Raw genomic sequence first — 13,728 nt, 5'->3', positions numbered from 1 at the left:
GACCGACCGCGCGCGCCGGTGCGGCGGCGGGGTCCGCGAGCGCGTCCCGGGCCGCCTCGGGCACGGGCTCCCGCGCGGCGGCGCGGGCCCGGCCCTCGGCCTCGCGGCCGTCCTCGGAGGCGTGGTACGCGCTGCCGACGTCACGCAGGGGCAGGTACACCTCGGCGGCCAGGACGAGGACCACGAGCCCGGCACCGAGGTCCATCTGCCCGTAGACGAGGCGCAGGCCGATGAACACGGCCATCACGGCCACGGAGAGCGAGGCGATCAGCTCGAGGGCCATGCCGGAGACGAACGCGGTGCGCAGGGTGCCCAGGGTGGCGGCGTGGTACCGCTGCGAGGCCCGCTCGAGGGCGCGGCGCTGGACGCCGGCCCGGCGCAGCCCCACGAGCACGGGCAGTCCGCGGGCGAGCTCCACGAGGTGGCCGGAGAGGCGGTCCAGCCCGTCCTGGGCGGCGTCGATCCGCTCCTGCGTGTGCCGGCCGATGAGGACCATGAAGAAGGGCACGAGCGGGACGGTCAGCAGCACCACGAGGGCGGAGAGCGGGTCACGGGTGAGGATCCAGGCGCCGAGGACCGGGGGCACGACGGCGGCGGAGGCCAGGGCCGACAGGACCTCGGTGTAGTAGTCGTCCAGGCCCTGCAGGCCGTGGGTGACCAGCACGGCGTCCGCGCCCGAGCGGGGGCGCGAGCCGTCCGCGGAGGCCAGGCGGTGGGCCACGAGGTCGCGGCGCACGCCCACCTGCACGCCGAGCGCGGCGCGGCGGCCCCACACCCGCTGGCCAGCGTCGGCCAGGGCGCGCAGCCCCACGCCGGCGGCGCCGAGCGCGAGGGCCCCGGCGAACGACGACGCCGCACCGACCGGCCCGACGGGCGCGGGCGGGAGGAAGAGCATCTCGAAGAGCTGGGCCGTGCCCTCGGGGTCGAGCGTGTCGGCCATGCGGGTCAGCAGGCGGGCGAGCGACTCGGCGAGCAGGATCCAGCCCGCGGCCCGCAGCGCGGCGAGCCCGAGCATCGCCGCGACGGCGCGGCGCGCGGCCGGGCTCAGGTCGGGACCGCGGCGGCGCCGAGGGCCGTCGTCGTGCTTGCGGCCTGGCCCACGGGGCGCGCCGTCGTCGGTCACACCGGCTCCACGGCGTGGGGCTCGGGGATGTGGGTCTCGCGCACGCGACGGCGGAACACCCAGTAGGACCACGCGGAGTAGGCCAGCACGATCGGCACGAAGACGAGGCTGATGACGGCCATGATGCCCAGCGTGTACGGGCCGGAGGCCGCGATCTCGGCGGTGAGGTCGAAGGCCGGGTCCACGGTGGAGGGCTGCAGCACGGGGAACTGGACGATCATGACGGCGCTCCAGGCCGCCACGAGGAACAGCGTCAGGCCGGCCAGGGCGAGGCCCTCCCGGCCTCGGCGGGCGGCCACGACGGACCCGGCCGCGGCCGCGACGCCGGCGGCCAGCAGCGCCCACGTCCAGGGGCGGTCGCCACGCAGCAGGACGGCGCCGGCCCACACGAGCAGCGGGACGAGGGCCACCGGGGTCCAGCGCGAGAGGAAGCGGGCGGCCGCCTGCCGCGGGGCGCCGTCGGTCTTGAGCCCGATGAACGCCCACGCCTGGGCGATGGAGAAGCCGACCACGGCCAGCCCACCCAGCACGGCCCAGCCGTTGAGCCACGCGAAGGGCCCGCCCACGCGGTCGCCGTTCGCGTCGATGGGCAGCCCGGTGGTGGTCAGGGCCAGGAAGGCGCCCACGACGAAGGCGGCCGTGAAGGAGCCCAGGGCCAGGCACCAGGTCCACACCGCCCGCGTGCGGTCCGTGCGCGCCTTGCCGCGGTACTCGATGGAGACCGCCCGCAGGATCAGGGCGAGCAGGAGCAGCAGCATGGGCAGGTACAGCGTGGAGAGCAGGGAGGCGTACCAGAACGGGAACGCCGCGAACATCGCGCCGATCGCCGTGATGAGCCAGACCTCGTTGCCCTCCCACACGGGGCCGATCACGTTCAGCAGCACCCGGCGGCGCCGCTCGTCGCGGGCCCAGGCCTGCATGAGCATGCCCGCGCCGAGGTCGAACCCCTCCAGGGCCAGGTAGCCGAGCCAGAGCACGGCGATGATCACGTGCCAGAAGACGGGCAGGGCCTCGGCCATTCTCGTTCGGTCCTCTCAGCTGCGGGGGTCAGTAGGCGAACGCGAGCACGTCGTCGCGGTCGTGGCGGTCCTCGTCGGGGTCCCGGTGCTCGCCCGCCGTGAGCTCCGGCATGCCGGCGGGCACGCCGCCGCGCACGTAGCGCACCATCAGCACCACCTCGACGACGAGCAGCACGGCGTAGATCCCCACGAGCACGATCAGGGAGGCGAGCACCTCCTGGGCGCTCACGCCCGGGGAGACCGCGGCGGCCGTGAACATGTACACCTCGTCGACGCCCATGGCGGGGTTCGGGTAGACCACGAAGGGCTGCCGGCCCATCTCGGTGAACACCCAGCCGGCCACGTTCGCCGCAAAGGGGGCGCCGATGGAGGCGACGGCGGTGGCCGTCCAGCCCCGCGAGTCGGGGACCGTGCCGCGGCGGGTCATCCAGAGGGTGAGCGCCCCGGCCAGCGCGCCGAGGCCGCCGAAGGTGATCATGAGGCGGAACCCCCAGTAGGTGACCTCCATGAGCGGCTGGTAGTCGATGGGCGCTCCGGCGCGCTCGCCGTACAGCGGGTCGTCCGGCAGGTGCGTGCCGTAGCGCTCCTCGAAGTCCGGCAGCAGGGAGTTCAGGCCGGGCACGGGGGTGGTGAAGTCCTCGTAGGCGAGGTAGGAGAGCAGCCCGGGCAGCTCGATCACCGTGGTGACGTCGGTGCAGGTGGTGCGGTCGCCCGCGCCCAGGTCGCCCAGGGTGAGGACGGAGAAGGCGGTGCCGTCCTGGCACGCGGCCTCGGCGGAGGCCATCTTCGTGGGCTGGAACTCGATCATCTGCTGCGCCTGGGCGTGCCCGGTGAAGGCGGTGCCGAGGAAGCCGACGATCGCCACCGCGGCGCCGGCGCGCAGGGAGGTGATCCACACGCGGTGGTCCAGGCGGTCGCGGGCCTTGGAGCCCGTGGTGCCGACGACGACGCGCCCGTGCTCGTCCACGGTGTCGATCCCGTCCCGCCGGCGCTTCCACAGGTGGTACCAGGAGATGCCGAGCAGGAAGCCTCCGGCGACGGCCCAGGAGCCGGCGATGGTGTGGGGGAAGTGCGTGAGGACGATGGGGTTGGCCAGCACCGCACCGATGTCGTTCAGCACGGGCCGCCCGTCGACCACCTCGTAGCCCACCGGATGCTGCATGAAGGCGTTCGCGGTCATGATGAAGTACGCGGACAGGTGGGCCCCGATCACGGCGCACCAGATGGCCGCCAGGTGCAGGCGGCGGGGCACCCGGCCCCAGCCGAAGATCCACACGCCCAGGAACACGGACTCCAGGAAGAAGGCGATGAGCGCCTCCAGGGCCAGCGGGGCCCCGAAGACGTCGCCCACGAACCGGGAGTACTCGGACCAGGCCATGCCGAACTGGAACTCCTGCACGATGCCCGTGGCCACGCCCATGATGAAGTTGATCAGGAAGAGCTTGCCCCAGAACTTCGTCATGCGCAGGTACTGCTCCCGGCCGGTGCGCACCCAGAGGGTCTGCATGACGGCGACCACCAGGCCGAGGCCGATGGTCAGGGGCACCATGAGGAAGTGGTAGACGGTCGTGATGCCGAACTGCCACCGGGCGAGGTCGAGGGGATCCACGGACGGCTCCTGAGACGAGGCGGGCTCCGGCGGGGACGGGCCGGAGGGTCCCGTCCACTCTAGCCACTTTTTCTACACGTTGTCGAAAACAACCGACGGCGACGGGCCTCGCCGGCGACCCTGGCCTAGGATCGGGGGGCACGCACCGGTGAGACGAAGGAGGACCCATGACCCGCGCCCGCCTCGAAGGCGCCGTGATGGACCTCCTCTGGGACCACGCCGAGGGCCTCACGGCCGCCGAGGTCCGCACCCACCTGCACCGCGAGGGCGCCCCGCCCGCCCTGACCACCGTCCACACGGCCCTCACCCGGCTGGCGGCCAAGGGCCGCGTGCGCCCCGCCGAGGGGGGCCGCCCCCGCCGCTTTCGCGCCGCCGTGACCCGAGAGGCCCACACGGCGGAGCTGCTGCGGGACCTCCTCGGCTCCGCCCCGGACCGGGAGGCCGTCCTGGCCGCCTTCGTGGGCGGCATCTCGGAGACCGACTCCGCCGCCCTGCGCCGCCTGCTGGACTGACCCGGACGCCGAGGCACCGTGTCCGTCCCCGTCTTGCTGCTCGCCGTCGTCGCCGTGGCCCTGGCCGGACCCGTGCCCGTGCTGGTCGGGCGCGCCGCGTGGCCGGCCCGCTCCCCCGTGCTCGCCGCCCTCGCCTGGCAGGCCGTCGCCCTCGCCGGCGGGCTCGCCCTGCTGGGCGCGCCCCTCGTGTGGGGCCTGCTGCCGTGGGGCGAGGGCCTCGTGGCAGCGGCGCCCCGGCTGGCCGCGCACCTGGCCGGCGACGCCGCCGCCGCGCCGCGGCCCACCGGCCTGCCCGTCGGCCTGCACCTGATGGCGGTGGGCGCCGGGGCCGGGATCGCGGTGCACCTGCTGCTCACCACGGCCGTGACGGCCGTCCGCACCCTGCGGGCCCGGGCCCGCCACCGGGACGCCGTCGAGCTCGTGGCCACGGGCCCCGCCGACGCGGGCCGGTGGCCCGGCGGGGCGCGCGGGGCCCGCGAGCTGCCCGTCGACGACCCGCTGGCCTACTGCGTGCCCGGCTCCCCGCGCGGAGGGGAGGCCCTCACCGTCGTCTCGAGCGGCCTGCTGGCGCGCCTGTCGCCGGAGGAGCTGGACGCCGTCGTGGCCCACGAGCGGGCCCACCTCGACCAGCACCACGGCCTGCTGCGCCTGGCCTTCGCCGCGTGGGCGCGGGCGTGCGCGTGGCTGCCCACCGCCGAGACCGCGCGCCTGGCCGTGGTCCAGGTGACCGAGATGCTCGCCGACGACGCCGCCCTGCGCCGTGCCCCGGCGGACGTGCTCGTCCGGGCCCTCGCGCAGGCCGCCCCGGGCCCCGACGCCGGTCCGGCCGGCCAGACCGACGCGACCGGGCCGACCTCCGCGGGCCTCGGCGACCGGGCCGCGCGGCTGCTCACCCGGCCGGCGCCCCTGCCCGCCGCGGCGGCGGCGCTCGTGGCGGCGGCCTCCCTCGCCCTGCCGGCGGCCACCGCGGCCGCCCTGCTCGGCCTGCCCTGAGCCGGCACCCCCGGGCGTGTTCGCCCCGGGCCGAGCGACACCCATCCTGGGCGGGCGTCCGCACCGCTCCGCTAGAGTGACATCTCGCCTCACCCCGGGGTGAGTCCCCCGTCCTCCCGCAGATTGGTCCTGGTGACGAACGTGTCCGGCAACGCCAGCTACGAGTACTCCCGCGCCGCCCTCCTGGCGGTCACCGAGGTCGAGGCGCCCCTCGAGGTGACCTCGGACGACCTCGACGAGCGGCTGGCGGACGTGCTCCGGCGGCTCAAGCTCCCGCCCCACCTGCTGCAGCGCGTCGCAGGCGTGCGCGCCCGGCGCAACTGGGACGCCTCCCAGGACTTCCAGGAGGCCGCCGCGCAGGCCGGCACCGCCGCCCTCGCCGCCGCCGGGATCGGTCCCGAGCGCGTCGGGCTGCTCATCAACACCTCGGTGACCCGGGCGACCCTCGAGCCCTCCGTGGCCGTGCGGATCCACCACATGATGGGCCTGCCCACCTCGGCCACCAACTTCGACATCACCAACGCCTGCCTCGGCTTCGTCAACGGCCTGATGATGGCCTCCACCCTCGTGGACGCGGGCCAGGTGGACTACGCCGTGGTCGTCGCCAGCGAGGACGCCTCCAAGGTCCAGGACGCCACCGTGGAGAACCTGCACGCCTCCACCACGAACCGCGGCAACTTCATGGAGCAGTTCGCCTCCCTCACCCTGGGCTGCGGTGCCGCGGCCGCCGTCGTCGGCTCCATCGAGGACCACCCGGACGCCCACCGGATCGTCCGCGGCATCACCCGCGCCGGCACCGACCACCACGACCTGTGCGTCGGCGACCACCGCGGCATGTACACGGACTCCACCGCCCTGCTCAACGACGGCCTCGAGCTCGTCATGGACGCGTGGAACGACACCCCCGCCGAGTGGGCGTGGAAGGACGCGGACCGGTTCATCACCCACCAGGTCTCCCAGCTCCACACCAACGCGATCTCCGAGTCCGCCGGCCTGCCCCTGGACCGGATCCCGACGACGTTCCCCGTGCTGGGCAACGTCGGCCCGGCCTCGCTGCCCATCACCCTCGTGCGGGAGATGGACGAGCTGTCCGCCGGGGACACGGTGGTGTGCCTGGGCGTGGGCTCGGGCCTGAACACCGCCATGCTCGAGATCCAGTGGTGAACTGACGTAGGAGGACGAGAGACCGCCATGCCGCACATCCCCGCCGCCCCCGCCGCCCTCCCCCCGCACGAGCAGCTGCCCGGCTGGGACGCCGCCTGGTCCCGTCTCGTCACCGTCCGCTCCGCCGCGGACCCGGACGGCGTCTCCCGCACCCTGCACGTGGCCGACACCGGGCCCCTCCTGGACGCGCTCGGCGCGGACGTGGTGGGCACCATCGTGGCCGTCCACGGCAACCCGACGTGGTCCTACCTGTGGCGCTCGCTGCTGGCCGAGACGGTCCGCCGCGCCCGCCGCGGGCAGCAGGCCTGGCGCGTGGTGGCCCCCGACCAGCTGGACATGGGCTTCTCCGAACGCCTCGAGCACCCGGCGAACCCGACGCCGTCGGAGATGGGCCGGGCGCGCAGCACGTACCGCGGCCTCCGGGACCGCGTGGACGACCTCGAGGCCCTGCTGGCCGAGCTCGGGATCACCGCCCAGGCGGAGGCAGGGCACCCGGTCATCACCCTCGGCCACGACTGGGGCGGCGTGGTCTCCCTCGGCTGGGCCGGTCGTCACCGCGACGCCGTGGCGGGGGTGAGCACCCTCAACACCGCGGTGCATCAGCCCCCGCAGGCCTCCCTGCCCGCGCCCCTGCAGGCGGCGCTGGCCGGTCCGGTCCTGCCGGCGTCCACGGTGGCCACCGACGCGTTCATCGCCGTCACCACCTCGCTGGCGAAGCCGTCCCTGGCACCCGAGGTGCGCGCCGCCTACCACCTTCCCTACCCGGACGCGGCCCGCCGCGGCGGCGTCGGCGGGTTCGTGGCCGACATCCCGGCCGACCCCGCCCACGGCAGCCACGCCGAGCTCACGCGCGTGTCCGACGGCGTCAGTGCGCTCGGCGCGGCCGGCGTGCCGGCGCTGATCCAGTGGGGCGCCGACGACCCCGTCTTCCTGGACCGCTACCTGGACGACCTCCGCGACCGCCTCCCGGCCGCCCGCGTCCACCGCTACGAGGAGGCCGGGCACCTGCTGATCGACGACCGCGACGTCGTCACCCCCCTGCTGACCTGGGCGCAGCTGCTCCTCGCGGGTCTGCTGGACGACCCGGCCTCGGGCCTGCCCGGACCCCGGCCCCACGCCGACGACGACGCCCCCGCCACCTCCTCCCACCCGGTGCTCGGCGTCACGGGACGCGCGGTGGAGCTCGAGCTCGCCGACGCGGACTCGGACGCGGACCGCGGCGACGGGGCGACGGCCCCGGCCGCCGGCGGCGTGCCCCGGCTGTGGGACCGGCTCGAGGACTGGGGCGCCCCCGGGTCCGCGATGCGCGAGTACACCGCGCTCGTGGACATGGCCGGCGCCGCGTCCTCGCGCGCCCTCGTGGGCGCCCGACGGCGTCCCGTCGCCGTCGGCTGGGGCGAGTTCCAGGAGACCGTCTCGGCGATGGCCACGGGCCTGTGGGAGGCGGGCATGCGCCCCGGCGACCGTGTCTCCATGCTCGTGCCGCCGGGCCGTGACCTCTCCGCGGCGCTGTACGCGGTCCTGCGTGTGGGCGGCGTCGCCGTCGTCGCGGACCAGGGCCTGGGCATCACCGGGATGACCCGCGCCATGAAGTCGGCCCGGCCCCGCTGGATCATCGGGCAGACCCCGGGCCTGACCCTGGCCCGTGCGCAGTCCTGGCCGGGCACCCGCATCTCCGTGGCCACCCTGGCCGCGCCCCAGCGGACGCTGCTGGACGTCTCCGACTCGCTGTACGCCATGGTCGAGCGCCACCGGGACCCCGCCGCGTCGGGGCCGCGCGACGCCGCCGGCGCACCCCTGGCCGAGCCGGCCCTCGCCGCGGACGCTGCCGTCCTGTTCACCTCCGGCTCCACCGGCCCGGCCAAGGGCGTGGTCTACACCCATGAGCGCCTCGGCCGGCTCGTCCAGATGATCGGCCGGACCCTCGACATCCGCCCCGGCGCGTCCCTGCTGGCCGGCTTCGCACCGTTCGCCCTGCTGGGCCCGGCCCTGGGGGCGGCCTCGGTCACCCCCGTCATGGACGTCACCAAGCCGGCCACGCTCACCGCCTCCGCGCTGGCGGACGCCGCGATCGCCGGGCAGTCCTCCGTGATGTTCGCCTCTCCCGCGGCCCTGGCCAACGTGGTCCAGACCGCCGGGGACCTGACCCGTGAGCAGCGCGCCGCCCTGGCCGGGGTGCGCCAGCTGCTCTCCGCGGGCGCCCCGGTGCACCCTGCCCTGCTGCGGCAGCTCTCGGCCGTCCTGCCGCACGCGGAGGTCCACACCCCCTACGGCATGACCGAGGGCCTGCTGCTCTCCGACATCGACGGGGAGGAGATCCAGCGGCTGCGCCGCGCCCCGGACGCCGGGGTGTGCGTGGGCCGGCCGCTGCCCGGCGTCGAGTTCCGGATCGCCCCGCTGCTGGAGGACGGCACCGCCGAGGAGGTCACCCTCGACGCCGCCACCGGGCACGGCGTGCTCGGCGAGTTCGTGGTGTCCGCGCCGCACCTGAAGGACCGCTACGACGCCCTGTGGGCCACGGACCAGCAGTCCAAGCGCGACGGGCTCGTCCGCCGCGACGGACGCGTGTGGCACCGCACCGCGGACGTCGGCCACTTCGACGCCGAGGGACGCGTGTGGATCGAGGGGCGGCTCCAGCACGTGCTCACCACCCCGGACGGCCCGCTGGCCCCGGGCGGTCCCGAACGGATCGTGGACGCTCTCGGCCCCGTGCGCCGCAGCGCCGTGGTCGGCACGGGCCCCGCCGGGACCCAGGCGGTCGTCGTCGTGGTGGAGGCCGCCGTGCCGGCCAACCGCCCCGCGCGCCGCGCCGGCCACCATCGCGACGGCCGGCCCAAGCAGGGGCTCGCCCCCACCGCGCTGGCCGCCTCGGTGCGCGCGGCCCTGGACCCGCTGCCGGTCGCGGCGGTGCTCGTGGCGGACGAGGTGCCCACCGACATCCGGCACAACTCGAAGATCGACCGTCCGCGCGTGGCCCGCTGGGCCACGGACGTGCTGGCCGGCGGATCGGTGGGCGGGCTGTGAGCGGGATGGGCATCGAGATCCACGTCGACGACGACGGCCTGCCGCAGCTCGTGGAGCGCGTGGTCAGCCGACGCGCCCTCGTGACCGGGGCCTCCGGACTGCTGGGCGCGGGCACCGCCCGCGTGCTGGCCGAGTCCGGCACGGAGGTGACGACGCTCCAGCGCCGGCCCTCGGGCGTGCCGGGCGTGCGGGACGTCCTGGGCTCCGTGACGGACCCCGCGGCCGTGGAGGACGCCCTCGAGGGCGTGGACACCGTGGTGCACGTGGCCGCGAAGGTCTCGATGTCCGGACCCGAGGAGGAGTTCCGCGCGGTCAACGTGGAGGGCACGCGGATCCTCGTGCACGCCGCGCGCCGCCGGGGGGTGCGCCGGTTCGTCCACATCTCCTCTCCCTCCGTCGCCCACGCGGGCTCCTCCATCGTCGGCGAGGGGGCGGGCCCGGCCGACCCGGAGCGCGCCCGGGGGCCGTACGCGCGGACCAAGGCCGCCGGCGAGCTGATCGCCCTCGAGGCGGACTCCGAGGACTTCCGCGTGCTGGTCCTGCGCCCCCATCTGATGTGGGGGCCGGGAGACCTGCAGCTCACCGACCGGATCGTCCAGCGCTCCCGTGAGGGCCGCATGCCCGTGCTGGGCACGGGCGCGCCCCTGATCGACACGCTCTACACGGGCAACGCGGTGGAGGCCGTGGTGGCCGCCGTCGCGGCCGTGGACCACACCCACGGCGAGGCGCTCGTGGTGACCAACGGCGAGCCCCGCCCCGTGGGCGAGCTCGTGCGCGGCATCGCGCTGGCCGGTGGGGCCCCCGAGCCCGAGCGCACCGTGCCCGCGGGCCTGGCCCGCCGCGCCGGCGCCCTGATCGAGAGGGTGTGGGAGCGGGACCTGTTCCGGGTGCGCTCGGCGGGCATCGGCTCGGCCGACGGCGAGCCGCCCCTCACCGAGTTCCTCGCCGAGCAGCTCTCCACGGCGCACTGGTTCGACCAGCGCCGCACCCGCGAGGTGCTCGAGTGGACCCCCACCGTGTCGATCGACGAGGGTCTGCACCGCCTGGCGGCGTACTACCGCGACCGGTGAGCCGGACCGCCTGGCCCGTCCCGCCCCGTCCCCCGTCAGCCGAGGGGGACGATCTCCGGTGCGGGCTGGGGCCGGCGCGTCATGCACCGGGAGACGATCGTCTGGTTCGCGACGGCGACCACGATGCCGAGCCCGGAGGCGCTGAGGACGAGCGGGACGGTCTCCGTGATGCCGGTGATGAAGACCCAGGGGATCTGGAACACCCCGAAGAAGTTCACGGCGAACCAGGAGCCCTGCCCCTCGCCGGTGTAGAACACGGCCCGGCGGGCCTCGTCCTGGTCCACGACGAACCGCAGCCCTGCCATGCAGAGGAGGCCGAGGGCCAGGAGACCGGCGACGGCGCCGACCGCCACCCAGTCGGGGAGCCGCGCGTGCAGGCTCCAGACGACCGAGGCCATCCCGAAGGCCATCCCGACGCCGGCCGCACGCCAGGCGGGCGCGTCCCCCCGGGGCGGGGTGTCCGCGGGCCGGGCCGAGGCTGCCGAGCCGGCGTCGACCACGGCAGCGTGTGCGGTGTCCTGGCTGCCGGTGTCCATGGCCCGACCCTAGCAAGCCCCGCCGGGCGTCCCCGGGGACGCCCGAGGACGCTCAGGCGTCGATGCGCTCCCGGTCCAGCTCGTCCGCGTGGGAGACGATGAACGCCTTGCGCGGCGCCACGGACGAGCCCATGAGCAGCTCGAACACCTTCTCCGCGGCCTCCACCTCGGAGATGGTCACGCGCCGGAGCATGCGGTGCCGCGGGTCCATGGTGGTCTCAGCCAGCTGGTCCGCGTCCATCTCGCCCAGACCCTTGTACCGCTGGATGGGCTCCTTGTAGGAGCGCCCCTCGGCCTCGAGGCGCGCCAGCGTGGCGTGCAGCTCCTGCTCGGAGTAGGTGTAGACGACCTCACGCTCCTTCTTCCCGCGGGTCACCGCCTCGATGCGGTGCAGCGGGGGGACGGCCGCATACACCCGCCCCGTCTCCACCATGGGACGCATGTAGCGGAAGAACAGCGTGAGCAGCAGGGTGCGGATGTGGGCGCCGTCCACGTCGGCGTCCGTCATGAGGATGACCTTGCCGTAGCGGGCGGCGTCCAGGTCGAAGCTGCGTCCGGCGCCGCCGCCGACCACCTGGATCAGGGCGGCGCACTCGGCGTTGGAGAGGATGTCCGAGACGGAGGCCTTCTGGACGTTGAGGATCTTGCCGCGGATGGGCAGCAGCGCCTGGAAGTCCGACGACCGGGCCAGCTTGGCGGTGCCCAGGGCGGAGTCGCCCTCGACGATGAACAGCTCGGAGGAGGCGACGTCGTCGGTCCGGCAGTCGGCCAGCTTGGCGGGCATGGTGGAGGTCTCCAGCGCGTTCTTGCGGCGCTGGTTCTCCTTGTGGGTGCGCGCCGAGATGCGGGACTTCATCTCCGCCACGACCTTCTCCAGCAGCACCGCGACCTGCTGCTTCTGCGCGCGGGCCGTGGCCGTCAGCCGCGCGGTGAGCTCCTTCTCCACCACCTGCGCCACGATGCGCCGCACCGCCGGGGTGCCGAGGATCTCCTTGGTCTGGCCTTCGAACTGCGGCTCCGCCAGGCGGACGGTCAGCACGGCGGTCATGCCGGCGAGGACGTCGTCCTTGTCCGGGCGGTCCGAGCCGGCCTTGAGGCGCCGCGCCCCGGCCTCCACCTGGGCGCGGAAGACCTTCAGCAGGGCCGACTCGAACCCGGACTGGTGGGTGCCGCCCTTGGGGGTGGCGATGATGTTGACGAACGGGCGCAGGACGGTCTCGTAGCCGACGTCCCAGCGCAGGGCGACGTCCACCTCGCAGGTGCGCTTGACCTCCTGCATCTGGGTGCGCCCGTCCTCCCCCAGCACGGGCACGCGCTCGGTGAAGGTGCCCGAGCCCTGCAGCCGCCACACGTCCGTGACGGGCGCGGCGGGGGTGAGGTGCTCGACGAACTCGGCAATGCCGCCGTCGTACTGGTAGACCTCCTCCGCGGGCCCGTCCGCCCCCGGCGTGCCGGGCAGGCGGCGCAGGTCCCGGACGGCGATGCGCAGACCCGGGATGAGGTAGGCGGTCTGGCGGGCCCGGGCCTGGAGGTCCTGGGCGGAGAACCGGGCATCCGTGGTGAAGATCTGCTCGTCCGCCCAGTACCGCACCCGCGTGCCGGTCTGCCCGCGCTTGGCCTTGCCGACCACCTCGAGCGGGGCGGCCTCCTCGGCGGGTGTGAACGGCGCCTCCGGGGAGGGCTTGGAGCCGTCCTGGAACGCGCCCGGCTCGCCGCGCCGGAAGGACAGGCGGTGCACCTTGCCCCCGCGCATGACCTCCACGTCCAGGCGGGAGGACAGGGCGTTGACCACGGATGCGCCCACACCGTGCAGGCCGCCCGAGGCGGCGTAGGAGCCACCGCCGAACTTGCCGCCGGCGTGCAGCTTGGTGAAGACCACCTCGACGCCGGTCAGGCCGGTCCGCGGCTCGACGTCCACAGGGATGCCGCGACCGTTGTCCGCGACCTCGACGGAGCCGTCCGGGTGCAGGGTGACCTCGATCGACTGGCCGTGGCCGGCCAGCGCCTCGTCCACGGAGTTGTCGATGATCTCCCACAGGCAGTGCATGAGGCCGCGGGAGTCGGTGGAGCCGACGTACATGCCCGGACGCTTGCGCACCGCCTCGAGGCCCTCCAGGACGGAGAGGTGGCGGGCGGAGTACTCGGAGGCGGCGGGCACGGTGGAGGGGTCCTTCCAGGGGACGGCGGGAGCCCGTCCAGACTACTCCGCGCCCCGGACACGGCAGCGGGCGGGGGCATGTCCGGACCGGACGTCCCCGGCCGTACGCGGGTGGCGAAACGGGCGGGTCCGGGCACGCCCGGCGGGCCCGCGGGTGCCATGCTGGCCGTTCCAGGGGACACGAGGCGCAGGAGCCGTGCGGCCCTGCCCCCCACCGACCCGACAGATCAGGAGGACAGCATGTCCATCACCGCCGTGGCCGATCCGGCCGCCCTCACCCGTTCCGACCGCTGCGACCGCTGCGGGGCCCAGGCCTTCGTGCGCGCGATCCTGCCCTCAGGCGGCGAGCTGCTGTTCTGCGGTCACCACGCCCGCGCCGTGGAGGACGCGCTGCGCCCCCAGGCCAGCGTGTGGCAGGACCAGACCGAGGACCTGCACGCCCGCCCCGCGCCGGCCGACGCCTGACCCTCCACGGCACCACGACGGCCCGTCGCCTCCTCGGGGAGGCGGCGGGCCGTCG

Annotated in this window: 11 protein-coding genes; 6 read left to right on the top strand and 5 right to left on the bottom strand. The window is 75.1% G+C overall.

All coding sequences use genetic code 11. The annotated features are described in order from the left end of the window. From MA879_RS08515 to MA879_RS08505, 3 genes are all read right to left on the bottom strand, one after another. On the bottom strand, window positions 1–1,123 hold a 1,123-nt coding region (locus tag MA879_RS08515; protein ID WP_248125134.1), incomplete at its 3' end, for an ABC transporter transmembrane domain-containing protein. Then, window positions 1,120–2,142, bottom strand: a complete 1,023-nt coding sequence (gene cydB / locus MA879_RS08510) for a cytochrome d ubiquinol oxidase subunit II (protein WP_248125132.1) — start codon at window positions 2,140–2,142, stop codon at window positions 1,120–1,122. The genes cydB and MA879_RS08515, both read right to left, overlap by 4 nt. Window positions 2,143–2,170: 28 nt before the next feature. Further along, complete coding sequence (locus MA879_RS08505) at window positions 2,171–3,751, bottom strand: cytochrome ubiquinol oxidase subunit I (protein ID WP_248125130.1); 1,581 nt, start codon at window positions 3,749–3,751, stop codon at window positions 2,171–2,173. Between the two features lie 167 nt (window positions 3,752–3,918). Here MA879_RS08505 and MA879_RS08500 point away from each other — a divergent pair, with 167 nt between their 5' ends. From MA879_RS08500 to MA879_RS08480, 5 genes are all read left to right on the top strand, one after another. Beyond that, on the top strand, window positions 3,919–4,263 hold the full coding sequence (locus MA879_RS08500; protein ID WP_049147394.1) for a BlaI/MecI/CopY family transcriptional regulator: 345 nt from the start codon (window positions 3,919–3,921) through the stop codon (window positions 4,261–4,263). 18 nt (window positions 4,264–4,281) lie between these two features. Then, window positions 4,282–5,256, top strand: coding sequence for a M56 family metallopeptidase (locus tag MA879_RS08495; protein ID WP_248125129.1), 975 nt, complete (start codon window positions 4,282–4,284; stop codon window positions 5,254–5,256). A gap of 132 nt (window positions 5,257–5,388) precedes the next feature. Then, window positions 5,389–6,420, top strand: a complete 1,032-nt coding sequence (locus MA879_RS08490) for a 3-oxoacyl-ACP synthase III (RefSeq protein WP_017489669.1) — start codon at window positions 5,389–5,391, stop codon at window positions 6,418–6,420. Between the two features lie 27 nt (window positions 6,421–6,447). After that, a complete protein-coding gene (locus tag MA879_RS08485) occupies window positions 6,448–9,444 on the top strand; it encodes an alpha/beta fold hydrolase (protein WP_248125128.1) in 2,997 nt (998 codons plus the stop codon). 5 nt (window positions 9,445–9,449) lie between these two features. Beyond that, a complete protein-coding gene (locus MA879_RS08480; RefSeq protein WP_282447742.1) occupies window positions 9,450–10,514 on the top strand; it encodes an NAD-dependent epimerase/dehydratase family protein in 1,065 nt (354 codons plus the stop codon). 35 nt (window positions 10,515–10,549) lie between these two features. Here MA879_RS08480 and MA879_RS08475 read toward each other — a convergent pair whose 3' ends face one another. Continuing rightward, complete coding sequence (locus MA879_RS08475) at window positions 10,550–11,050, bottom strand: hypothetical protein (RefSeq protein ID WP_248125124.1); 501 nt, start codon at window positions 11,048–11,050, stop codon at window positions 10,550–10,552. A 52-nt stretch (window positions 11,051–11,102) separates the two neighbouring features. Further along, on the bottom strand, window positions 11,103–13,208 hold the full coding sequence (locus MA879_RS08470; protein WP_248125122.1) for a DNA gyrase/topoisomerase IV subunit B: 2,106 nt from the start codon (window positions 13,206–13,208) through the stop codon (window positions 11,103–11,105). A gap of 240 nt (window positions 13,209–13,448) precedes the next feature. Between MA879_RS08470 and MA879_RS08465 the strand changes: the two genes are divergently transcribed. Continuing rightward, on the top strand, window positions 13,449–13,673 hold the full coding sequence (locus MA879_RS08465; RefSeq protein WP_248125120.1) for a DUF7455 domain-containing protein: 225 nt from the start codon (window positions 13,449–13,451) through the stop codon (window positions 13,671–13,673). Window positions 13,674–13,728 lie beyond the last annotated feature (55 nt).

This window comes from Micrococcus lacusdianchii, from assembly GCF_023155805.1.
GTDB classification, from domain to species: domain Bacteria; phylum Actinomycetota; class Actinomycetes; order Actinomycetales; family Micrococcaceae; genus Micrococcus; species Micrococcus lacusdianchii.
Note: the sequence above shows the minus strand (reverse complement) of the source record. Positions and strands in the feature narration are given on the sequence as shown.